We start from the raw sequence: 21,590 nt of genomic DNA on the forward strand, positions 1-21,590 counted from the left end.
AAAGAGCACCCATGATCACCGTCTTCGGATCCATCAACATGGACCTGATCGCCAACACCGAACGCCTGCCGGAACCGGGTGAGACGGTGGCCGGAACCAGCTTCGCCACAGCCGCCGGTGGCAAGGGCGCAAATCAGGCGCTGGCTGCACGGCGGGCCGGGAGCTTCGTGCGCATGGTAGGGGCCGTCGGCAAGGACGGGTTTTCCAAGCCGGCGCTTTCACTTCTCGATCAGGCGGGTGTCGACCTGGCCGCCGTCGATCATGTTGACGGTCCAACAGGTACGGCACTCATTCTGGTGGGTGGCACTGGTGAGAACATGATTGCCGTCGTTGCGGCGGCGAACGGAACTGTTAACGAGCGACAGGCCCGCGCGGCGGTCAAGGCGATGTCGGCGGAAGACGTGTTGATGCTCCAGCTGGAAGTTCCGGCGGCTGCCGTCGAGGCGGCACTGCAGGCGGCGAAGGCGAAAGGCATCCGGTCGATCCTCAACACCGCCCCGATCACTGCGGATGCTGCAAGACTGGCGAAGCTCGCCGACTTGGTCATCACCAACGAGACCGAGTTCGAGCTCCTGACGGGCCAGGCGAATCTGCGGCCCAACGAGCGCGAAGACCTGCTGCGGAAGATGCATGCCGAAACGGGGCAAACCGTGATCGTGACGCTCGGGGCCGAAGGCGTGGTCGCGGTGCAGGACGGCCAGCTGTTTCATGCGCACGGTCTCGACATCCAGCCGGTAGACACCGTGGGCGCGGGCGACACATTCTGCGGCTATCTCGCCGCCGGCATTGATAGCGGCCTCACGTTTGCGGAAGCCTTGCGGCGCGCGGCCGTTGCCGGCTCGCTCGCCTGTCTCAAACCCGGGGCACAGCCGTCCATACCGCTCGCAGAGGAAGTCACCAGCCGCCTCTAGAGCCGGCCGACCCGCTCCGTCAGCAGATCAAAGAAGCCGTCGGCATCGACGTGTCGCATGACCATGGCGTTCGGCTTGCGCCCGGAAACCCGCCACCAGTCGACGACGGTCATGCCGACCGTCAACTGGGACTGCGTCTCGATCTCGACATTGCAGTGGCGACCCGAGAAGAGCTCCGGCTTCAGCAGGTAGGCGATAACGGTCGGGTCGTGCAGCGGACCGCCATCGGAACCGTACTTCTCCTCGTCGAAGCGCTCGAAGAAGGCGAGCCAGTCCACCAGTACCTGTGCCGGGCGTGTCCCGAGCGCGGCGATCCTCGCAACGCGGTCCTTGCGGGTCAGCAGTTGATGGGTGACGTCGAGCGGCATCATCACGATCGGGATTTCGGAGGCGAAGACGGCCGCGGCCGCTTCCGGATCGACATAGATGTTGAATTCGGCAGCCGGCGTGATGTTACCACCCTCGAAGAAGCCGCCGCCCATCATCACCAGTTCCCGGACGCGGCCGGCAATTGCCGGCTCCATCTGCAGTGCGAGCGCAACATTGGTCAGCGGACCGAGCGTGCACAGCGTGACGCTACCGGCTGGCTCGCGCATCACCGTTTCGACGATGAAGTCGACCGCATGCTGCGAGCGCGCCGCCATGGTGGGTTCCGGCAGTTCCGCACCATCCAGGCCGGTGCGGCCATGAACGTGCTCGGCTGTGACCTGCTTGCGCAGGATCGGGTGCATTGCGCCTTCGAAGACCGGCATGTCGGATTGCCCGCAGAGTTCGCAGACGATCCGCACATTCCGGCTGGTCAGTGAGAGCGGCACGTTTCCCGCTACCGCGCAGAGGCCTAGTACATCCAGTTCATCGGGGCTGGCGAAGGCTAGCATGAGCGCGGCGGCATCATCCTGTCCCGGATCGGTGTCGATGATGATCTTCCTACGCTGTGCCATGCCGGAGCCCCGTTTCTGTCCGGCGTCTAGCTACACCGCCAAAACGCCTGAGGCAATGGATCGGCCTTCTGTCCAGGCTTGCGTTTAAGGCGCGCCGTTCCCATATTCCGGCCGTGGCCGGCGCCATTGAGGGCCGGAGTCGCGGTCGCTTCAAAAGGACTGAGAAATGAGCCGAATCACACCGTTCGCCAGCCCACTTCTTCTGGGCTTCGACGCGATGGAGAAGACGCTGGAGCGGTTGGTCAAGGCGAATGACGGATATCCGCCCTACAATATCGAGCGGGTATTTCCGGACTCATCCGGCGCTCCCGATCGCCTCCGCATCACGATTGCGGTCGCGGGTTTCTCGCGGGACGAACTCGACATCACGGTCGAGGAAAACCAGCTGGTCATACGCGGACGTCAGGCAGAACAGCCCGAGCGGGATTACCTTTACCGAGGCATTGCCGCACGCCAGTTCCAGCGGATGTTCGTTCTTGCGGACGGGATGCAGGTCAATGGAGCAGCTTTGAAAAACGGCCTGCTTTCCGTGGACCTGGTCCGACCCGAACCTGCCCGGATGGTGCGAAAAATTAACATTTCCCTCCCAGAGTAGAGCAACGACATCATCGTCGTGATGCCCTCAATGCTGGAGGCTGGAATGCTCCTGAAAGAAGCGAATACGCGGCTGACCGAATCGGAACTTGCCCATCTGGGTGCCGGCGAAGTCGGCTACATTCGCAAGATCAGATACGAAGACGTGTCGCGTTGTTTCCCCGAAGCGCCGTCCATGGACCCCAATCTTGATCTCTGGGCACTTTTCGGTGCCGACGGCACTCCCATCCTGCTGACCGACAACCGCTCAAGCACCTTCTTCAAGGCGGCTGAGGACGACCTGAAGACGGTCAGCCTCCACTAGAACCTCTGGATTAGACGCTTCGAAACGTAAGGTAGGCGGACGATCGCCCCTCTCTGCGCGCCTTGGCTTCGTATCGCGTGCCGGGCCAGCCGGCGAAGGGCGTCAGCCAGTCCGATGCGTCCTGGGCAAGCCATTCGAAACCCCCGTGGTTTCGGCAGTGGATCAACGTCCAGTTGACATAGGTATCGATGTCGGAGGCGAAGAGAAACAGTCCGCCCGGCTTGAGGACGCGGTGGAACCGCTCCAGGTTCACCTGCGACACGAAGCGGCGCTTCCAGTGCTTCCGCTTAGGCCAGGGGTCCGGATAAAGAAGATCGATACGATCGACTGACGCCGGCGGAAGCCAATCCAGAACCTGCGTCGCATCATCGTCGTAGAGACGGATATTGCGCAGGTCGAGGTCAATGACCCTTCCCACGAGTTTTGCCATGGAATTGACGAAGGGTTCAACGCCGATGAAGCCGGTGACGGGGCTCTCCTGGGCCCGATGCACCAGATGCTCCCCTCCCCCGAAGCCGATTTCCAGCCGGACCTCGTCGACAGGAACCGAAAACAGATCCGCGAGCCTCGCCGGCGCAGGCGCCGCCAGATCCAGCTTCAGCGCCGGCAGCACCATTGCCAGACTTTCCGCCTGGCGGTCGCGTAGCGGCTTTCCCTTGCGCCGGCCAAAGAAGGCTTCGGTGGCACGGCCAGGGTAGTGTCGATCGGTCATCGTGGGTCTTTCAACAACAGAAAAGCGGACGGCTTGAGAGCCATCCGCTCTACAGTCTTCACAACGGATCCGTAAAGGCCGGTCAGGCAGCCTTCAGCGCTTCCTTGAGCGGCTTCACCAGATCAACCTTCTCCCACGCAAAGGAACCATCACGTCCGGGCTTGCGGCCGAAATGGCCGTAGGCCGCGGTCTTCGCGTAGATCGGCTTGTTCAGGTCGAGATGGCGGCGGATGCCGGATGGCGACAGATCGATGACCTTGCGGATAGCCGCCTCCACCTGATCCTCGGTGACGCCCTTTCCGGTCCCCCCGAGGTCCACGTAGATGGACAGGGGCTGGGCGATACCGATCGCATAGGCAATCTGGATCGTGCAACGATCAGCCAGGCCGGCTGCAACGACATTCTTTGCGAGGTAACGAGCGGCGTAGGCAGCCGACCGGTCAACCTTGGTGGTGTCCTTGCCGGAGAACGCGCCGCCGCCATGGGGAGCAGCACCGCCATAGGTGTCCACGATGATCTTGCGGCCGGTCAGGCCGGCGTCTCCATCCGGACCGCCGATGACGAATTTGCCGGTCGGATTGATGTACCACTTGCAATCATCCGAGATCTTCAGATCGCCGAGCGCCTCGCGGATATAGGGCTCGACGACGGCGCGCACCTTCTTGGAATCCCAGCTTTCGTCCAGATGCTGAGTGGAGAGGACGATGGAGTCGACGCAAGCCGGCTTGCCGTTCTCGTAGCGTACGGTCACCTGGCTCTTGGCGTCAGGACCGAGCTTGGCGGCATCGCCTTCGCCCTTCTTGCGTGCCGCAGCGAGTAGCTGGAGAATGCGGTGCGAGTAATAGATCGGCGCCGGCATCAGATCCGGTGTCTCGCGGCAGGCATAGCCGAACATGATACCCTGGTCGCCCGCCCCTTCATGACCCTGCTTGTCTGCAGCGCTGTCAACGCCCTGGGCAATGTCGGCCGATTGTGAATGCAGGAGGACGTCGACCTTCACCGTGCGCCAGTTGAAGCCATCCTGCTCGTAACCGATGTCGCGAATTGCCTTGCGCGCCGCGGAGCGGAACTTCGACGGATTGATGACGTCGCGGCCGTCCTTGTCCTTCTTCATCAGGCTCGGCGGAAGCCGTACTTCACCGGCGATGACCACCCTATTGGTGGTCGCGAGGGTTTCGCATGCCACCCGCACCGTCCAGGGGTCGATTCCCGTCTTCGCCGCCTCACGGTAGATAAGGTCGACGATCTCGTCCGAGATCCGGTCGCATACTTTGTCAGGGTGACCTTCCGAAACCGATTCACTGGTAAAGAGATAGCTCTCACGCATGCGGGATTCCCCTCAAGAAAAGAAACAGCCAACCTCTTAGTGGCTCACCCTGCCAAAGACAAGGACATAAATATATCTTTATATCTGAAATCGCGCCTTGCCGCGCCTGTCGGCATAAAAAAAGCGGCCCAGCGGCCGCTCTTCAAGACATTCAGAATATTACTCGTCAGCGTCGGCGGCCAGCGCCTTTACCAGATCGACAATCCGCCGCCTGACCTTAGCGTCCGAAATCTTCACGAAAGCCCGGTTGAGTTGAAGACCTTCAGATGAGGAGAGGAAATCGACCACGAAGTTCGAGCTCGATGCCTCTTCCATCCCCGCAGGGGAAGCACGGTTTTCACCGGGGGCGTCTTCGAAGAAGAAGGACACAGGCACGTTCAGGATGCTGGAGATGTTCTGCAGACGGCTTGCACCGACCCGGTTCGTGCCCTTTTCATACTTCTGGATCTGCTGGAAGGTAATGCCGAGGCTCTCCCCCAGTTTCTCCTGGCTCATACCGAGCATGGTACGGCGAAGACGAATCCGACTTCCAACATGGATGTCGATGGGATTCGGCTTCTTCTTGTTTTCAATCATCACTCTGTCCTGACGTAGGTCTGCAAACCGCTCCGAGACTGCCGCCGAACCTTGCGGTGGCAGGAACGCATATCACTTCTAAACCTTGGAGAACAGAAGCGCAGCCTCACTATGCAATTTTGGGGGTTTTCGGTCAATTCCGTCGGAAATTAAAACCATTGCGCGAAGTGACTGCAATCAAGAACATGATCATTTCAATCAACCAGAAATGGGTCTGGCGGTCAGCGTCGCTCCACGACGGCATCGAGACTTCCTTGAGCCCAACATCCCGGAAGGCTTTCTGGTTGAAGCTCAGACTGTCGACGACCGTTCCCGCAGGCGTGATCACTGCGGAAATCCCGCTATTGGCGCTGCGAATAAGAGGAAGGCCGGTCTCCACTGCGCGCAGGCGAGCCTGCTGAAAGTGCTGATAGGGGCCGGGTGTGTCGCCGAACCAGGCATCGTTGGTGATGTTCAGGATCGCGGTGGACAATCCCACATCGTCGCCGATCTCGTGCGGGAAGATCGCTTCGTAGCAGATCAGTGGATAGAGGGTACGGCCATCAGGCAGAGACAGGAGAGAGCGTGTGGCGGCGGCCGAAAAGCCCCCCGGCAGGGCGACCAGGTTCTCAACCCCCCAATCCCGCAGCCAGTCTTCGAAAGGAACGTATTCTCCGAACGGGGTGAGGTGCACCTTGTCGGCGGCACCACGGATCTCTCCCCGGTCGTCGATGACATAGACGGAATTATAGTAGCGCGGAGGTGATCCGGGGCTGGAATACTCTACGCGGACTGCCCCCGCCACCAGAACCTGTCCCTCCTCAAGCACCTCCGCGATCCGGACAAGCGCATCCTGGTTCTCGGTCAGGATGAAAGGCACCGAAGTCTCGGGCCAGACGATAATGTCGGGCCGTCTGTCGCCTTCTGCCGGTGCAGCGGATGACAGCGCCAGATGCTCCTCGAAGATCGCCGCCCGGTCGGAGTTCTGAAGCTTCCGGGACTGGTCCAGCACCGGCTGGACAAGCCGCACGATCTTCTGCGGGTCGTCGCCGGCATCATCTGTCGTGGTGGAAAGACGATAGGCGCCGTAACCGAAATGTGCGCACAAGAGGACGATGCCACAGGCCATTCCCGCAGCCAGTCCACGACGCGTGCCGAAGAGTGCAGGAAGCGAGAAGATGAAGACTGCCAATGTCGTCACGCCGAAGAGTCCGATGACTGCGGAGGACTGCATCATGATCGGCGTCTGCATGGCGCCATAGCCGATCGCGTTCCAGGGAAACCCGGTTGCCACGAAGCTTCTGAGCCATTCCGCAAGGCCGAACCCGAAGGCCAGTGCAGCCAGCCGAGCCAGCCCGTCCGACCAGAGCAGTCCGGCAACCATCGTCGCCAGGCCGAAGAAGAGGGCCAGAAAGGCAGGCAGGCCGAGCACCGCAAGCGGCAGGGCCCAAGCAAACTGGTCCGCTTCGACCAGAAGGGCGTTGCCAAGCCACCAGAGACCAGCGAGGAAGTAGCCGAAGCCGAAGGACCATCCGAGAAGGAACACGGATCGCAGGCGCACTACCCATCCGCTTTCCGGATGCGACGCCTGCCCGTCCATCAGCCAGACCAGCAGCGTGAAGGAGACAAAGAGAGCGCCGAATATCCCGAAGGGTGGCAAGGCAAGGGCGCCAACCGCACCGGCGGTAAGGGCGAGCGCATGACGGCGCGCGCCCCATAGAAGCATTATCCTGCCCGCCAGCCGCTCCATCCGCAATCCTTCCCCTGCCCCGAATCAGGATCGCAGTGTTTCAAAATTCCCGCCGCCTGTCCCGCCAAGGGTACTAGGAGGCATTCCGAACATCGGATGCTGTATCGTCGGCGACAGTCACCGCATCGGCAACAGGGGCGGTGGCGCTGGAATCGGCTTCGGCAGCAGTGTCCGGCTCGCCCTTGTTGTGTCGCCGGCGGGCAAGCACGCGCTTGCGGACAATACGCACCCGCTTGATCCGTCGAGGATCGGCGTCGAGTATGTGAAACTCAAAGCCCGGAAGAGCCTGGACCACCTCGCCGCGAACCGGAATCCTGCCCAACGCCGAGAAGATCAGTCCACCCAGCGTGTCGACATCCTCGACACGGTCGCGGATGTCGAAGTCGGGGCCGATCGCCTCGGCAATCTCTTCCAGCTCAACCCGCGCGTCGGCCACGAAGATGTCATCGGCCGAACGCGAGAACATGACCTCGTCGTCGTCGTGTTCATCTTCGACATCACCGATCACCATTTCCACGATGTCCTCGTGGGAGACGAGACCGTCGGTGCCGCCATACTCGTCAATGACCAGCGCCATCTGCGTTCGCGCCGCCTGCATGCTCTGGAGCAGGTCGGAGGCAAGCATGGACGGAGGCACGAATAGGATATTGCGAATCAGCCCCGCCTCCGCGACCGTCTTGCTGAGATCCACCCGACCGAGATCGAAGGAGGGTTTCGGCGTTCGCGCCGGCTTCTCGGTCTTCTCGCTGGCGAGCGGCATGGGCTGGGCCGGAGCCGCGCGCGGGACCGAGCGTCGCTTGTTGCGAGCCTGCTTCGCGAGGTAGGAGAGAAGATCGCGGATGTGGACGAAGCCGCGCGGATCATCCAGTGCATCGCAATAGACAGGCATTCGCGACCGGCCTGTCGCCTCGAAGTGGATCATGAGATCGCCGAGCGTGATCGTCATGTCGACCGCCTCGATATCGGCCCGCGGAACCATGATGTCTTCGACACGAACCTCACGGAACCGCAGGATATTGTGCAGCATGGCCCGTTCTTCGGGCGAGAAGGCACTGCTGATTCCGGCGTCGGTCATCAGCGCATCCGCAAGATCCTCCCGCAGGCGCTCGCCCTGTGCGGGTCGCACGAGGCGCATCATCCGCGCCCAAAAGGAACTCTGGCTTCGGGTAAGGTTGTCGCGTCGGAGCGGACTACTGTCTTCTTCCGAGGAAGTGTCCGAACCGGACTTGCCCTCATGGGCAGCAATGGTCGATATGTCGTTCATCGTTCCAGGTCATTGATCGGGTCTTGTCCCGCATAGGGATCAGATAGGCCAAGCTTGGCCAAAATGCGAGTCTCCGTCGCCTCCATCCGTTCGGCTTCGTCATTTTCCATGTGGTCATAGCCGAACAGGTGCAGGAAGCCATGCGCCAGCAGATGCGTCAAATGCGCGTGGAAGCTCTTGTCGAGCTCCGCGGCTTCCCTCTCGACTGTCTCCCGGGCCAGTACAATGTCACCCAGCATCGGGCCCGGCATCTTGCCCGGCGCGATCGGGAAAGCAGGGAACGAGAGGACATTGGTCGGCTTGTCCTTGCCTCGCCACTCGGCATTGATGGCGCGGATCTCTTCATCGCTCGTGAAGACGATCGAGACTTCAACAGGGTAAGCGGGAAAGGGCTGCCCTTCCGCATCGGCCAGATAATCTGCTGCAACCGAGAGGACGGTGGCGGCCTGCTTCGCCAGTTCCTCTTCCGAGGACCACCCGGTCTCCTCGACGCTAACCTGTATATCCAATTGCGGCATCAGACTGCGATCGGCACCTTACCGGTCGACTTCCTCGCTTTCCTCGTGAACAGCGTACTGGGCGTCATAGGCCTGGACGATCCGCCCGACGAGCGGGTGGCGCACCACGTCGATGTCCTTGAAGCGGGTCACGGATATCCCCTCCACCCCCTTCAAGACATGCAAGGCTTCCACGAGACCGGACTTGACGCCGCGCGGAAGGTCCACCTGGCTCGGATCACCGGTAATGATCATCCGCGCATTCTCGCCGAGGCGGGTCAGGAACATCTTCATCTGCATCGATGTCGTGTTCTGGGCTTCGTCGAGGATAACAGCCGCATTGGAGAGCGTGCGCCCGCGCATGAAGGCGAGCGGGGCGATTTCGATGACGCCGGCGGTGATCGCACGCTCCACCTTGTCGCCCGGTATCATGTCGTAAAGCGCGTCGTAGAGCGGCCGCAGGTAGGGATCGACCTTCTCCTTCATGTCGCCGGGCAGGAAGCCCAGTCGTTCCCCCGCTTCAACAGCCGGACGGGAAAGGATGATTCGATCCACGGCGCCGCGCTCGAGCAACTGGGCCGCGTGCGCTACGGCGAGATAGGTTTTGCCCGTGCCGGCCGGGCCGACGCCGAAGACGAGTTCCGCCCGCTCGAGCGCCCGAATGTATGTATCCTGGGTAGGGGTACGTGCAACGATCGTCTTCTTGCGCGTAGAAATCTGCGCCATGGACAGCTTCGCCTTGCGCTCCATGGTCGGCAACTGCAGCTGGTCGTCCGCCGCAACAGCCATGCGGATCGCCCCTTCGACATCCGAAGCCTCGACGCTGTCGCCCTTCTGGAGCCGCTCGTAGAGGTAGTCGAGGGCGCGACGCGCCTGGTTGGTCGCCGTGACATCGCCGGAGATCGATACGGAATTGCCCCTGGCGCGGGCATCGACATGCAGCCGCTCCTCGAGCAATTTCAGATTCTGGTCGAATTGTCCGAAGAGTTCGCTCGCCAACCTGTTGTTCTCGAATGTCAGCACGAAGTGGTTGGCATCGGGCGCAGCGGTTCGGGTTTGACGCGCGGGTGAAGAAACCAGTTCGTGTCCGTTCAAGTAGGCAAGCTCCTCGCCAGTGGGTTCAGGCTATGATTACATCCCGTACGGGCTCGGCAAACAAGCTGTTCGGCCCCGTTCCGATGATTCGTACCGGAATAATGTCACCTATCTGCGATGTTTTTGCATCAACATTCACAGACTGCAGCCAGGGCGATCTTCCGATCACCTGACCCTCGTTCCGGCCAGGCTTTTCCAGCAACAGGTCGATGACCTTTCCAACGCAGGATTTGGCGAACTCCGCCTGCTGTTTCAAGAGGAGGGTCTGCAATCTTTCAAGCCGTTCCGACTTCACGTCCTCGGGAACCTGATCGGGAAGGTCGGCGCCGGGCGTGCCGGGACGGGTGGAATACTTGAACGAGAAGGCCTGGGCATAGCCGACCGCCTGAACGATCCGCAGCGTATCCTCGAAGTCGACATCGGTCTCTCCGGGGAAGCCAACGATGAAATCGCCGGACATGGCAATATCCGGCCGCGCCGTGCGGATTCGGTCGATCAGGCGCAGGTATTCCGACGCCGTGTGACGCCGGTTCATCGCCTTGAGGATGCGATCCGAGCCGGACTGAACGGGAAGATGCAGATAGGGCATCAGCGCGCGCAGATCCCTGTGAGCATCGATCAAGCGATCGTCCATGTCGCGCGGATGGCTGGTGGTGTAGCGCAAGCGGGCAAGGCCCGGAACCTCGGCCAGGCGATAGAGCAGGTCACCCAATCCCCATTCCCGGCCATCCGGACCCTCGCCGTGCCATGCATTGACGTTCTGGCCGAGGAGCGTGATCTCGCGCACCCCGGCATCTGCCAGACGGCGGGCCTCGTCGATGATCTGGTGCAAGGGTCGCGAGACCTCCGCACCACGCGTGTAGGGCACTACGCAGAAGGTGCAGAACTTGTCACAGCCTTCCTGAACGGTGAGAAATGCCGTAACGCCGCGGGCGCGAATCCGCGCCTTCTCGGTCGCCGGCAGGTGCTCGAACTTGTCCTCGACCGCGTAGTCGGTATCGACGACCCGCGTGCCCTCTCTTGCACGCCGCAGCGCCTCGGGAAGCCGATGATAGGTTTGCGGCCCGACAACCACGTCGACTGCGGGAGCACGCCTGAGGATTTCTTCCCCTTCCGCCTGCGCGACACAGCCGGTGACGCCGATCATCAATTCCTGCCCGTCCGCCTTGCGGGCCTGTTTCATGTCCCGCAGCCGTCCCAGCGCGGAGTAGACCTTCTCCGCAGCCTTCTCCCGGATATGGCAGGTGTTCAGCAGGATCAGGTCCGCTTCTTCCATGGCATCGGTCGGAACATAGCCGTCACCGGCAAGCGCGTCGCCCATGCGCACGGAATCGTAGACGTTCATCTGGCAGCCATAGGTCTTGATGAATACCTTGCGGGTATTGGCGGCGCCTGCCTTGTCTGCGGCCGGAGGAGTTGTTGCGGTGTCGTTGCTCATGGGCGGGCTCTTTACCGCAAGACGGCCCGCAATAGAAGGGTTTATCCGGCCTCGCGACCGCGAAGTCGAGTAAGCAGCATGCGCCGGATCTGCGCGGCGACCGCTGCACTCAACAGCTTGCGGTTGTCGCCGGCTCGAAACTCGACTGTCTGTCCGAAGGAGATGTCGACATCAATCGCCTGCGCCTTGAGCACGCCGATCAGGTGTGGCACCAGCTCAATGTCGCCCGGCCAAGCTGCAATGGGCCTGTGATACCGTCCCATTGCCATGCCGTGCACCCGCGTATAGGCGATGGCGACCGGTTGGACATGGACGACATTGCCCGGCACCTGCGGCACGGCCGCCGCGGCAGCGCCGAAAAGCGACGACTTTATCTCCAGCACCCGATTGCCGTCTGACGTCGTGCCTTCCGGGAAGAGCACGACGACTTCACCCGCCTTCATACGCTCGGCGATCTCGTTCACCTGGCGGCCGGCCTGGCGCTTCTGCTCCCGCGCCACGAAGATCGTCTTCTGCAGCTTGGCGAGAAGCCCGAAAACTGGCCAGTCGGCGACTTCAGACTTGGCGATGAAGGCAACGTCGGCGATCGCGCCGAGAACCAGGATGTCCTTCCACGAGGCATGGTTGGCGGCGAGCATCAGCGGCCGGCGCGGCTCCGGCTTGCCGTGAACGTGGATGCGGATGCCGAGCAGGCGGCAGGCGGCGCGGTGCCAGTATCGCGGGACGTAGCGGCGGAGCCTCAGGTCGAATGCCAGCCCGACGACTTGGAGAGGCAGGAGCACCAGCGTGACTGCCGCAAGCGAGACGACGACGAAGCCGATCCGCAACCAGGTGATCAAGCGTCGCCCTTGTCGAGCGGCACACCGTAGAGCTCCAGCCGATGCCCGACGAGGCGGAAGCCATGCTCGCGGGCAATACGCTCCTGCAGCGCCTCGATTTCAGGCGAATGAAACTCGATGACGGACCCGGTTTCGACGTCGATCATGTGATCGTGATGTTCCTCGGGCACGGTCTCATAACGCGCGCGACCATCCCGGAAATCATGCTTCTCGATGATGCCCTCGTCCTCGAACAGCTTCACAGTCCGATAGACCGTTGAGAGCGATATACGAGGATCTACGGTCGAGGAGCGGCGATAGAGTTCCTCAACATCGGGATGGTCATCGGATTCCTGGAGGATGCGCGCAATGACCCGGCGCTGCTCCGTCATGCGCATGCCCTTGTCGGCGCACAGTTCTTCCAGTGTCTTGGAAAGATCTGTCATGACGTTGCCGCCTCTCGTTATCTAACTGATGGAACTAGCGAAGATCGCGCTTCATGACAAGCGCCGACGACCGCTCCCCACCGGCGCTTTCGTAGTAAGCGGGACGTTCGGCGACGGTCACGAAGTCGAGCTTCCGATACAGCCGGACCGCCGGCTCGTTGGCAGCCTCGACCTCCAGGAAGATTTCTTCCGCGCCTCGCTGCTCGGCCTCGCGCAGGGCCGCCTGCATGAGGCGCCAACCCAAGCCCGCCCCTGCAAATCGCTCGGCGACCGCTATCGTCAATATCTCCGCTTCGCCGGCAGTCTCTCGCGCCAACACGAAGCCCGCCGCCGGACGGGAGAAGAACGCATTGGTCTGGCGGGCGATGAAGCCGAAGACGTTCGGCTGCAGCAACAGGCCGAGAAATTCGCCGTCGTTCCACTGACGTGGAAACCGCTGACCGTGGAGCTCGGATATCTCACGGCAGTCCTGGTTCTCGAGCGGAACAATCTCGAAAAAGGGCTTCCACTGGAGATATTCTTCCAGCATCGCAATCAAGCCCTGGCAAGCGCGTAGCCGGTCTGCGGCTTGGCATCCGGCCCACGCAGGTAAAGCGGCTTCGGACGCGCCGCGTCCAGGGGCTTTGCCGCCCCCAGTCGCGCGATGATCGAGATATCGAAGCGATCGGCACCAGCGGATGCTTCCCCACCCATGGCAAGATCACGTCCCGATCCCGTCAGATCGGCGGAAAGCGAAGCTGCCAGATCTCTCGCGGCCTGCGGCGGAAGCGCCTGCGGCTCCCCCAGCGAGTTCCCATCGGCAGCGAAAGCCTGGACATAAAGTTCGCCGCGCTTGGCATCCATCGCAGCGACCACCGGGCCGGAATGTCCTCCATCGAGGAAGGCGTGGGCAAGCACCTCAAGGGTCGTTACCCCGACTGCCTGCACACCTAGGGAAAGCGCGAGCCCGCGCGCCGCCGCGACGCCGACCCGAATTCCCGTGAAGGAGCCGGGTCCAACGACAACCGCGATCCGTCCGACATCGGAAAGGGGCCGACCGGCCTGGGCTAGCGCCTCGTCGATCGCGGCCATCAGCCGTTCCGCATGCCCTTTGCCGATGTTGTCGACGACGGAACCGAGGATCTTGCAGGAGGATGTGTCATAGACCGCCGCGGAACAATCGGCCCCGGCGGTATCAATGGCCAGGAGGAGCATCGACAGCCGACAGCCTTAGAGAGCTTCGACCGACTGGACTTCCGGGACGAAGTGACGAAGCAGGTTGTGCACGCCGTGCTTCAGGGTCGCGGTGGACGACGGGCAGCCAGAGCATGCTCCCTTCATGTTCAGGTAGACAGTACCGTCCTTGAAGCCCTTGAAGGTGATGTCGCCACCATCCTGGGCAACAGCAGGCCGGACGCGAGTTTCGAGCAGCTCCTTGATCGTAGCGACGATCGTCTCGTCTCCTTCGTCATAGAACTCGCCCTCTTCGTCGAAGGCTTCGGCTGTGCTTGTGCCACCGCCCATGACCGGCTGACCGGACATGAAGTGCTCCATGATCGAGCCGAGGATGGCGGGCTTCAAGTGCTGCCACTCACCACTCTCCTTCGTCACGGTGATGAAGTCGTAGCCGAAATAGACGCCGGTCACTCCAGGAACTGCGAAAAGGCGCGAGGCGAGGGGCGATGCTTCCGCCTCGCCAGCATTGCGGAAGTCCGCAGTGCCCTTTTCCATGACCACCTTGCCGGGCAGGAACTTCAGGGTTGCCGGGTTCGGCGTTGCCTCGGTCTGAATGAACATTTCGCTTCTCCGAAGTGCGCACGGCACTTAGTTTAGAATTCTTCCAAAGAAGATAATCCCGATCACCTTTCGGTTCAAGTGCGCTTTTCGATCCCTGCCGTCAAGCGCCTCAGCACAGTGCGTCGATCTCCTCGTCGGACAGACTGTCGGGCAGAACGGTGACGGGAATGGGAAACACGGCGCCTCTGCCCGCAATGGCGGACACGAGGGGGCCGGGACCTTCCTTGGCCGAGGCTGCCGCAAGAACAAGGATGGCGATATCCCGGTCCTCTTCGACCAGATCATTGATCTCATCCGTGGCATTGCCTTCCCGGATCACCACTTCCGGGTCGATGCCGATCGATTCGCGCACCTTCTGGGCAGCCTTGGCCATGATGGCCTCGGCCTCCTCGCGGGCTTCGGCGCGCATGATCGCCTCGACGCCCAGCCACTGCTGAAAGTCCCCTTCCGGGATGACGAACAGCAAGACAAGCCCGCCATTGGAATTCTTGGCGCGGCGCCCGGCGTAGTGCACAGCCCTTTCGCATTCCGGCGTGCCGTCGATGATCGCCATGAACTTGCGGCGGTGTCCCTCAAGTCGAGATAGGCGTTTTGAAACCATGGCAGCCCCCTTCCTCCCGAAGCTCGACGCGGACGGTCGAGCCGCGGAATTTATACGAACGCGACGAAATTAAAACCGGGGCGATTGCGACGAAGCCGCACGCTCAGCGCAGGAAGCCTATGATGTCGAAGACGTCGCCCATCACCTTCGATGCCCGCGCCCGGGCCCGTTCACCACCGTCGCGAAGGATAGCATCAATGTGCGTGGTGTCGTCCATCAGCCGCCGCATCTCGCCGGTGATCGGCGAGAGGACATGGACCGCGAGATCGGCAAGGGCCGGCTTGAACGCCGAGAACTGCTGTCCGCCAAACTCCTTCAGCACATCTTCCTTCTTTCGGTCCGCCAGTGCCGCATAGATCCCGACAAGATTGTCCGCTTCAGGGCGACCTTTAAGGCCGTCAACCTCCGAGGGCAGCGAATCGGGATCGGTCTTCGCCTTGCGGATCTTTTTCAGGATCGCGTCGGCGTCGTCCATGAGGTTGATGCGCGAAAGGTCCGACGGATCGGACTTGGACATCTTCTTCGTACCGTCCTTCAGCGACATGACGCGGGGCGCCGGACCTTCGATCAGGGGCTCCACCAGCGGGAAATATCCATGGATAGGCTCCTCGCCGACGACCGTGTCGACGCCGGTGCCGGCTGCGCGGATCTTGTCCTGAAAATCGATGTTGAACTTCTGAGCGATATCCCGCGCCAGTTCGAGATGCTGCTTCTGGTCATCGCCCACCGGCACGTGCGTGGCACGGTAGACAAGGATGTCGGCCGCCATCAGGCTCGGATAGGCAAGGAGGCCAAGGGAGGCATTCTCACGGTCCTTGCCGGCCTTGTCCTTGAACTGCGTCATGCGGTTCATCCAGCCGATGCGGGCGACGCAGTTGAATATCCATGCCAGTTCCGCATGCTGCGGCACTGCCGACTGGTTGAAGACAATATGCTTCACGGGATCGACACCGGATGCGATGAACGCGGCCGCGATAGAGCGAATCTGATTGCGCAGATCATCATGAACCAACTGCGCGGTGATCGCGTGCAAATCGACGACGCAATAAATGCAGTCGTTGTTCTCTTGGAGAGCCACGAATTTCCGGATGGCCCCGAGGTAATTGCCGAGATGCAGGTTGCCTGTTGGCTGCACGCCGGAAAACACGAGCGGCTGGAAGGTATTCATCTTGTCCTCAATAGGCTGGTGGAGGGCCCCAGGCCCAGTGGGCCATGTTGCTAACGGTCGGGCTTATGCACTCCCCTGCCGCACCGATCAAGTAGATCGCGAAGAGCCAGCGGGACAAGTTTCTGCCTCATTTTTGCCACATACTCGCCTCTCCGCCTCGTCATGAGTTACTCAAAAACCGGCGACCTCGTCGAATGCCGCCGCATTTTTTGGCATATTCTGTCTTGCGTGCGTCGATTTTGCATAGCTTCCAATGCGTCGCCTTGAGCACTGATTCCTTTTGCCTTTCGAAAATTTCTTCCGCTATCGAAGCCGCGCGGTGCACGAACACCCGAGCCAACAAACAACGCCATCAACGCCCGCAGAATATTCCTTCATATTTGCGACACTTTCTGGAACCATTTTCCGGCCCACCTAAGAAGGCTCAAGATGATTTTGAGCCAACCATAGGGGGATACCATGCGCATTGTTCTTCGTGTCGCGCTTGCCTCTCTACTCTCGGTCGGCCTGAGCGGTGTTGCTGAAGCCGACAACTCACAGAAGCGCCGCGGCAATATCTTCAAGCACGATTATACAGCTGCCTATACGGTCCAGCGGGTCAGCGTCAGGACCAGTTGCTTCCCATCCAAGCTGAAGGCCATCCTGGCCCATATCGCGGTCCACACGGGCAAGAGGCCGGTCGTTACGTCCGGCCACCGCCCACGCTCCGGCCGCTCGCAGCATAGCAACTGCTACGCCGCCGATATCCGCGTCCCGGGTGTGTCCGAGAAGAAGATTCTGGCGGTCGCTGCCAGCGCCCCAGGTATCGGCGGCATCGGCCGATATTGCAATGGACTAGTGCACGTGGATATCGGGCCAAAGCGCCGTTGGGCTCACTGCGGACGTCGGAAGTGACCGCTAGCCCTTCGGGCGCGTTCGCCTGAGGTTCCTGCGGATCATGCCGATTTCGGCACCGCCGATGAGGAAGGCAACCGGGAAATAGACCGCGACCGCTAGCCCGATCAGTGCGGCAAGTGCTGCGATCTGCTGCAGAAGCGGCACCTGCGGCAAGAGCCAAGGCGACGCATATGGCAGCGCATAGATCAGTGTTGCAGCCATCACGCCCGCGGACACGATGAGCAACAGCGTTCGACGCAGGAGCGCCCATTCCCAAACGAGATCCCCTCGCCAGAGCAGGGTGGAGAAAAGCAGGATCGTGTTGATCCAGCCTGCGGCCGCCTCGGCAGTAGCAATGCCGCGCTCCGCCAGGATCGGGAAAAGCGTGATTGCCAGCCCCGAATTGACAATCACCGAGATGATTGTGAACCGCATGGGCGTGCGCGTATCTTCCCGCGCATAAAATCCCGGCTGCAGCGCCTTGATCATAACAAAGCCCGGAAGCCCGATGCCGTAGATGGCCAGGATCGAGGCCACCACTGTCGTGTTCTCCGCAGAAAATGCTCCGCGCTCATAGAGGACGCGGATGATCGGTTCGGACAGAACCCAGAGCCCCGCAGCCGCCGGCAGGGTCATGAACAGAACGAACTCGAGCGACCGGTTCTGAATGCCGGCTGCCTCCTTCATGTGGCCCGCCTTCAACGCCCGGGACAGTTCCGGCAGCAGGACCACGCCCACCGCCACGCCGACCACACCCAACGGCAACTGATAGATGCGGTCGGCGTATTGAAGCGCGGCGATCGCCCCTTCCTTGCCGGATGCGATTGCCTGGCCGATGATCTGGTTGATCTGCGTGATCCCGCCGGTGATCGCCGCGGGCACGGCAAGAACCAGAAGGCGCTTGACGTTGGGCGTCATACGCGGGCGACGAAATCCGATGCTGATGCCCGCGTGACGAACACCGAAGTAGACCACGGAAAGCTGGAGCACGCCGGCGACGAGGACACTCCAGGAGAGATACCAGGCAGTCGCCAGGGGATCGGCTCCGCTCCACCACGCATAGGCGAGCGCTGCGATCATCACCACGTTGAGGAAGACCGGCGCGATCGCGGCGGCAAAGAAATGATGAAGCGAATTCAGCATGCCGCTCATCATCGCCGTCAGCGACATGCACATGAGATAGGGGAACATCACGACTGCCAGCCGGACCGTGAGCGCGGATTTCTCCGCGTCACCGGCAAAGCCCGGAGCGATAATCCAATCCACCAGCCAGGGCATGGCCAGTTCCATGGCAATGGTGATCAGCAGCAGGGCCGAGAACAGGACGCCGAAGACCTCCTCGGAGAACCGCTTGGCACCTTCCACCCCGTGCGTCTCGATCTCCTTGGAAAAGAGCGGGACAAAGGCGGCGTTGAACGCTCCCTCGGCAAACAACCGCCGGAAGAGGTTGGGAAAACGAAATGCCGCGTAGAAGACGTCCGCCATCGGGCCGGTGCCGAGCGCGGCCGCCATCATCGTTTCGCGGGCAAAGCCGAAGATACGGCTGCCGAGGGTTGCACCACCGACCGTTGCGAACTTGCGGACGAGGCTCATGCGTCGGCCTTTGGTCGACGCGGAGCGGCTTGAACCCGCCGGGCGGGCATGGGAGCCGGCGCGATGATTCCGGAGGGCATGCCGCTCCGCAGCTCGTCCTCCTGCTCGGCCATCACTGCCTTCAAGCGTGCTGAAATATTGCCCTGCCGGTTCTCGTTGGTGATTTTCGTACCAAGCAGATCGGTCACGTAGAAGGTATCAATCACCTTCTCGCCAAAGGTGGTGATACGCGCCGAGTGGATGTCGAGCGACAGGTCCGCGAGAACAGCGGTGATTTCCGCCAGAAGTCCCGGACGGTCGAGGCACTCGACCTCGACGACGGTGAACTTGTTCGACAGGCCGTTGGAGATGATCACCGAGGGCGGGATGTCGAACATCTTGTTGCGTCGCCTTGCCTTCGCGCGCGTAGCGATCACCTCCGGCAAACGCTTCTTCCCCGAAAGCACGTCCTCGATCATCCGCCCGATCGTGGCCGCCCGGCGAAGCTCGTCTTCATCGACCGGGAACTCGCGATTGATGAGGATCGTGTCGAGCGCGCGCCCATCGGACGTCGTAAAGATTTGCGCGTCGGCGATATTGGCTCCGGCTGCGGAGCAGGCCCCTGCGATGACGGAAAGCAGCCGGGGATGGTCCGGTGCGAGGACGGTGATCTCGGTGATGGCGTGGAATGAATGGGTCCTGACCGTGGTCGCAAGTGCCTGCCGCTTCTGATCGGCCTCACGTATGAAGCGGGTATGGCGAACCTGGTCTTCCAGCGGCACCGACAGAAGGTAGGGCGGATAATGCAGCCGCGAATAGACCCGCCGGTCCTTCTGGTTCCAGTCAGCAAGTGCGTCGTAGAGCTCCTGCTCGGCCTGCTGGGCGCGCTCCTTGCGCGAAAGTTCCGAGAAGCCGCCGGAAAGGAGAAGCTCGGTTTCGTAGTAGAGCGTGCGCAGCAATTGCCCCTTCCAGCCGTTCCAGACACCCGGGCCGACCGCACGGATGTCGCAGATCGTCAGGATCAGTAGAAGCTTCAGCCGGTCCATGGACTGGACCTTCTCGGCGAAGTCCGTGATCGTCTTGCGATCGTGGAGGTCGCGGGTCTGGGCTGTCATCGACATCAGCAGATGTTCCTCGATCAGCCAGGCGACCAGTTCCGTCTGCTTGGTGTTGAGGCCGAAGCGGGGGCAGAGCTTACGGGCGATGCGCGCGCCTGCAACGGAATGATCCTCCTGCCGCCCCTTGGCGATGTCGTGAAGCAGGACAGCGACGTAGAGAGCCTCCCGCTCCTCGACCGAGGGCATCAGCTTGTTGGCAAGCGGATGGATATCCGCCGCCCTGCCATTGTCTACCTCCGACAGAGCATCGACAGAACGGATCAGATGCTCATCCACCGTATAGTGGTGATACATGTTGAACTGCATCATCGAGACGATCCGACCAAAATCGGGGATGAACCGCCCCAGCACGCCGGCCTCGTTCATGCGGCGCAGCATCAGCGCAGGTTGCCGGCGAGATGTCAGCATCGACAGAAAGAGGCGATTGGCCTCCTCATCCTCCCTCACCTCGTTGCCGATGAGGGAGAGCGAACGGGTGACGCGTTTCAGTGCATCCGGATGAAACTCAAGCCCATGGATGTCAGCAACGTGGAAAAAGCGGATGATGTTGACGGGATCGCGCTTGAAGACATCGGGATCAACCAGGGTGATCCTGCCGCGATCCTGGACGAACTCCACGGTTCCGGGAATCTTGTGCACACGCTTGGTGAAGCGCGAGATCACCCGCTTCAGGCCTGGTGCTTCCTTTGCCTGCTCGTCCTCAAGCGCCGCGCAGAAAATCCGGGTCAGGTCGCCGACGTCCTTTGCCACCAGGAAGTAGTGCTTCATGAAGCGCTCGACGGCAGAAAGGCCTGGCCGCGAATGATAGCCGAGACTTTCGGCGATCTCGCGCTGGATGTCGAAGGAAAGCCGCTCCTCCGCCTTGCCTGTCAAAAAGTGCATGTGGCAGCGAACAGCCCAAAGGAAATCTTCCGACTTCCGGAAGACCTTCCATTCATGGCGAGAGAGGACGCCCAGCTTGATCAGTTCCTGCGCGTTGCGGATTCGGTAGTAGTACTTGGCGATCCAGAAGAGCGTATGAAGGTCTCGCAGGCCGCCCTTGCCTTCCTTGACGTTCGGCTCCACCAGATAGCGGGTGTCGCCAGATTTCTGGTGGCGCAGATCACGTTCCGCCAGCTTGGCGGCGACGAACTCCTCACCCGTTCCGGCGACGATCTCCGCATCGAACCGCTTCTCCAGCTCCGCCACCAGCGCCGCGGCGCCGCAGACATAGCGACTTTCGAGGATCGCCGTGCGGATCGTCATGTCCGTCTTGGAAAGACGGATGCACTCCTCCACCGTGCGGGTTGCATGGCCGACCTTGAAGCCCATGTCCCAGAGGACATAGAGCAAGAATTCGATCGCCTTCCGCATGGCGTCGGAATTCTTTGCAGGCAGCAGGAAGAGCAGGTCGATATCCGAACCGGGTGCCAGGGTGTCACGGCCATATCCACCAACAGCCGCGACCGCGATGCTGCTTGCCTCCGGTTGGAGGGTCTCTGCCACCGCCACATGCAGGACCTGGATCACCTGGTCCTGCAGCCATGAAAGGCGCTGGGCGCAGGCGAGACCACCGCCATCCTCGTCCAGCAGCCGGCGGATCTTCTTCCGGCCCTCGGTGCTGGCACTCCTCAACACCGCAAGCACCGCAGCGCGCCGATCCAGTGCCGACTTGCCTTCGTCCTGCAGAGCCGCAAGACAATCTGCCCGCAGCGCTTCCACGTCGAGGATGTCGGAGAGATCGATCGCGTCCTGAACCATTTTATCCCGCTGATGCCGGCCTGAATGGAGCCTATATCCGCTCCGCTACGGACTGGCCAATACTAATCATCATTCCCCGTTCACACT

Annotated in this window: 22 protein-coding genes; 4 read left to right on the forward strand and 18 right to left on the reverse strand. The window is 61.5% G+C overall.

Annotated features, from left to right (window positions below; translation table 11 throughout):
• Positions 1–11 precede the first annotated feature (11 nt).
• On the forward strand, positions 12–911 hold the full coding sequence (locus tag ACEPP2_RS02750; protein WP_152341170.1) for a ribokinase: 900 nt from the start codon (positions 12–14) through the stop codon (positions 909–911).
• Here ACEPP2_RS02750 and ACEPP2_RS02755 read toward each other — a convergent pair.
• Positions 908–1,852: a nucleoside hydrolase gene (locus ACEPP2_RS02755; RefSeq protein ID WP_395515715.1), complete on the reverse strand. Its 945-nt coding sequence runs from the start codon at positions 1,850–1,852 to the stop codon at positions 908–910. The two genes, ACEPP2_RS02750 and ACEPP2_RS02755, sit on opposite strands and share 4 nt — an antisense overlap.
• A 166-nt stretch (positions 1,853–2,018) precedes the next feature.
• On the opposite strand from ACEPP2_RS02755, the gene ACEPP2_RS02760 reads away from it, so the two are divergent.
• Both ACEPP2_RS02760 and ACEPP2_RS02765 read left to right on the forward strand, forming a co-directional pair.
• The gene (locus ACEPP2_RS02760) at positions 2,019–2,447 is read left to right on the forward strand and encodes an Hsp20 family protein (protein ID WP_395515716.1); all 429 of its coding nucleotides are present in this window, start codon (positions 2,019–2,021) and stop codon (positions 2,445–2,447) included.
• A gap of 45 nt (positions 2,448–2,492) precedes the next feature.
• Positions 2,493–2,750, forward strand: a complete 258-nt coding sequence (locus ACEPP2_RS02765) for a BQ00720 family protein (RefSeq protein WP_077547457.1) — start codon at positions 2,493–2,495, stop codon at positions 2,748–2,750.
• A gap of 10 nt (positions 2,751–2,760) precedes the next feature.
• Here ACEPP2_RS02765 and trmB read toward each other — a convergent pair whose 3' ends face one another.
• The 15 genes from trmB to trpS form a co-directional block, all read right to left on the reverse strand.
• The gene (gene trmB / locus ACEPP2_RS02770) at positions 2,761–3,462 is read right to left on the reverse strand and encodes a tRNA (guanosine(46)-N7)-methyltransferase TrmB (protein ID WP_395515717.1); all 702 of its coding nucleotides are present in this window, start codon (positions 3,460–3,462) and stop codon (positions 2,761–2,763) included.
• Positions 3,463–3,544: 82 nt separating this feature from the next.
• On the reverse strand, positions 3,545–4,789 hold the full coding sequence (gene metK / locus ACEPP2_RS02775; RefSeq protein WP_395515718.1) for a methionine adenosyltransferase: 1,245 nt from the start codon (positions 4,787–4,789) through the stop codon (positions 3,545–3,547).
• Positions 4,790–4,948: 159 nt separating this feature from the next.
• Positions 4,949–5,365 carry a helix-turn-helix domain-containing protein gene (locus tag ACEPP2_RS02780; protein WP_077547455.1) on the reverse strand — a complete coding sequence of 139 codons (417 nt, stop codon included), beginning with the start codon at positions 5,363–5,365 and terminating at the stop codon, positions 4,949–4,951.
• Positions 5,366–5,498: 133 nt separating this feature from the next.
• Positions 5,499–7,094: an apolipoprotein N-acyltransferase gene (lnt, locus tag ACEPP2_RS02785; RefSeq protein WP_395515719.1), complete on the reverse strand. Its 1,596-nt coding sequence runs from the start codon at positions 7,092–7,094 to the stop codon at positions 5,499–5,501.
• Positions 7,095–7,167: 73 nt separating this feature from the next.
• Positions 7,168–8,358, reverse strand: coding sequence for a transporter associated domain-containing protein (locus ACEPP2_RS02790; protein WP_395515720.1), 1,191 nt, complete (start codon positions 8,356–8,358; stop codon positions 7,168–7,170).
• Positions 8,355–8,876: an rRNA maturation RNase YbeY gene (gene ybeY, locus ACEPP2_RS02795; protein ID WP_395515721.1), complete on the reverse strand. Its 522-nt coding sequence runs from the start codon at positions 8,874–8,876 to the stop codon at positions 8,355–8,357. The genes ACEPP2_RS02790 and ybeY overlap by 4 nt, the downstream gene beginning before the upstream one ends.
• 18 nt (positions 8,877–8,894) lie before the next feature.
• Positions 8,895–9,950, reverse strand: a complete 1,056-nt coding sequence (locus ACEPP2_RS02800; protein ID WP_395515722.1) for a PhoH family protein — start codon at positions 9,948–9,950, stop codon at positions 8,895–8,897.
• Between the two features lie 25 nt (positions 9,951–9,975).
• Positions 9,976–11,388, reverse strand: a complete 1,413-nt coding sequence (gene miaB, locus ACEPP2_RS02805; protein WP_395515723.1) for a tRNA (N6-isopentenyl adenosine(37)-C2)-methylthiotransferase MiaB — start codon at positions 11,386–11,388, stop codon at positions 9,976–9,978.
• 41 nt (positions 11,389–11,429) lie between these two features.
• On the reverse strand, positions 11,430–12,224 hold the full coding sequence (locus ACEPP2_RS02810) for a lysophospholipid acyltransferase family protein (RefSeq protein WP_395515800.1): 795 nt from the start codon (positions 12,222–12,224) through the stop codon (positions 11,430–11,432).
• Positions 12,224–12,652, reverse strand: coding sequence for a Fur family transcriptional regulator (locus ACEPP2_RS02815; RefSeq protein ID WP_152341180.1), 429 nt, complete (start codon positions 12,650–12,652; stop codon positions 12,224–12,226). Before ACEPP2_RS02815 ends, ACEPP2_RS02810 begins: the two co-directional genes overlap by 1 nt.
• A gap of 34 nt (positions 12,653–12,686) precedes the next feature.
• A complete protein-coding gene (locus ACEPP2_RS02820) occupies positions 12,687–13,181 on the reverse strand; it encodes a GNAT family N-acetyltransferase (RefSeq protein ID WP_052636636.1) in 495 nt (164 codons plus the stop codon).
• 5 nt (positions 13,182–13,186) lie between these two features.
• Positions 13,187–13,846: a tRNA (adenosine(37)-N6)-threonylcarbamoyltransferase complex dimerization subunit type 1 TsaB gene (gene tsaB, locus ACEPP2_RS02825; RefSeq protein WP_395515724.1), complete on the reverse strand. Its 660-nt coding sequence runs from the start codon at positions 13,844–13,846 to the stop codon at positions 13,187–13,189.
• 15 nt (positions 13,847–13,861) lie between these two features.
• The gene (locus tag ACEPP2_RS02830; protein WP_052636631.1) at positions 13,862–14,428 is read right to left on the reverse strand and encodes a NifU family protein; all 567 of its coding nucleotides are present in this window, start codon (positions 14,426–14,428) and stop codon (positions 13,862–13,864) included.
• A gap of 109 nt (positions 14,429–14,537) precedes the next feature.
• A complete protein-coding gene (locus tag ACEPP2_RS02835) occupies positions 14,538–15,029 on the reverse strand; it encodes a universal stress protein (RefSeq protein WP_052636628.1) in 492 nt (163 codons plus the stop codon).
• Positions 15,030–15,132: 103 nt separating this feature from the next.
• Positions 15,133–16,197, reverse strand: coding sequence for a tryptophan--tRNA ligase (gene trpS / locus ACEPP2_RS02840; RefSeq protein WP_395515725.1), 1,065 nt, complete (start codon positions 16,195–16,197; stop codon positions 15,133–15,135).
• 459 nt (positions 16,198–16,656) lie between these two features.
• Between trpS and ACEPP2_RS02845 the strand changes: the two genes are divergently transcribed.
• Complete coding sequence (locus tag ACEPP2_RS02845) at positions 16,657–17,091, forward strand: YcbK family protein (RefSeq protein WP_077547446.1); 435 nt, start codon at positions 16,657–16,659, stop codon at positions 17,089–17,091.
• Between the two features lie 3 nt (positions 17,092–17,094).
• Here the strand turns inward: ACEPP2_RS02845 and murJ are convergent, their stop codons facing one another.
• Together murJ and ACEPP2_RS02855 are read right to left on the reverse strand one after the other, a co-directional pair.
• On the reverse strand, positions 17,095–18,666 hold the full coding sequence (gene murJ / locus ACEPP2_RS02850; protein WP_395515726.1) for a murein biosynthesis integral membrane protein MurJ: 1,572 nt from the start codon (positions 18,664–18,666) through the stop codon (positions 17,095–17,097).
• Positions 18,663–21,503 carry a [protein-PII] uridylyltransferase gene (locus ACEPP2_RS02855; RefSeq protein ID WP_395515727.1) on the reverse strand — a complete coding sequence of 947 codons (2,841 nt, stop codon included), beginning with the start codon at positions 21,501–21,503 and terminating at the stop codon, positions 18,663–18,665. The genes murJ and ACEPP2_RS02855 overlap by 4 nt, the downstream gene beginning before the upstream one ends.
• Positions 21,504–21,590 lie beyond the last annotated feature (87 nt).

This window comes from Pseudorhizobium flavum (assembly GCF_044142885.1).
GTDB classification, from domain to species: domain Bacteria; phylum Pseudomonadota; class Alphaproteobacteria; order Rhizobiales; family Rhizobiaceae; genus Neorhizobium; species Neorhizobium flavum.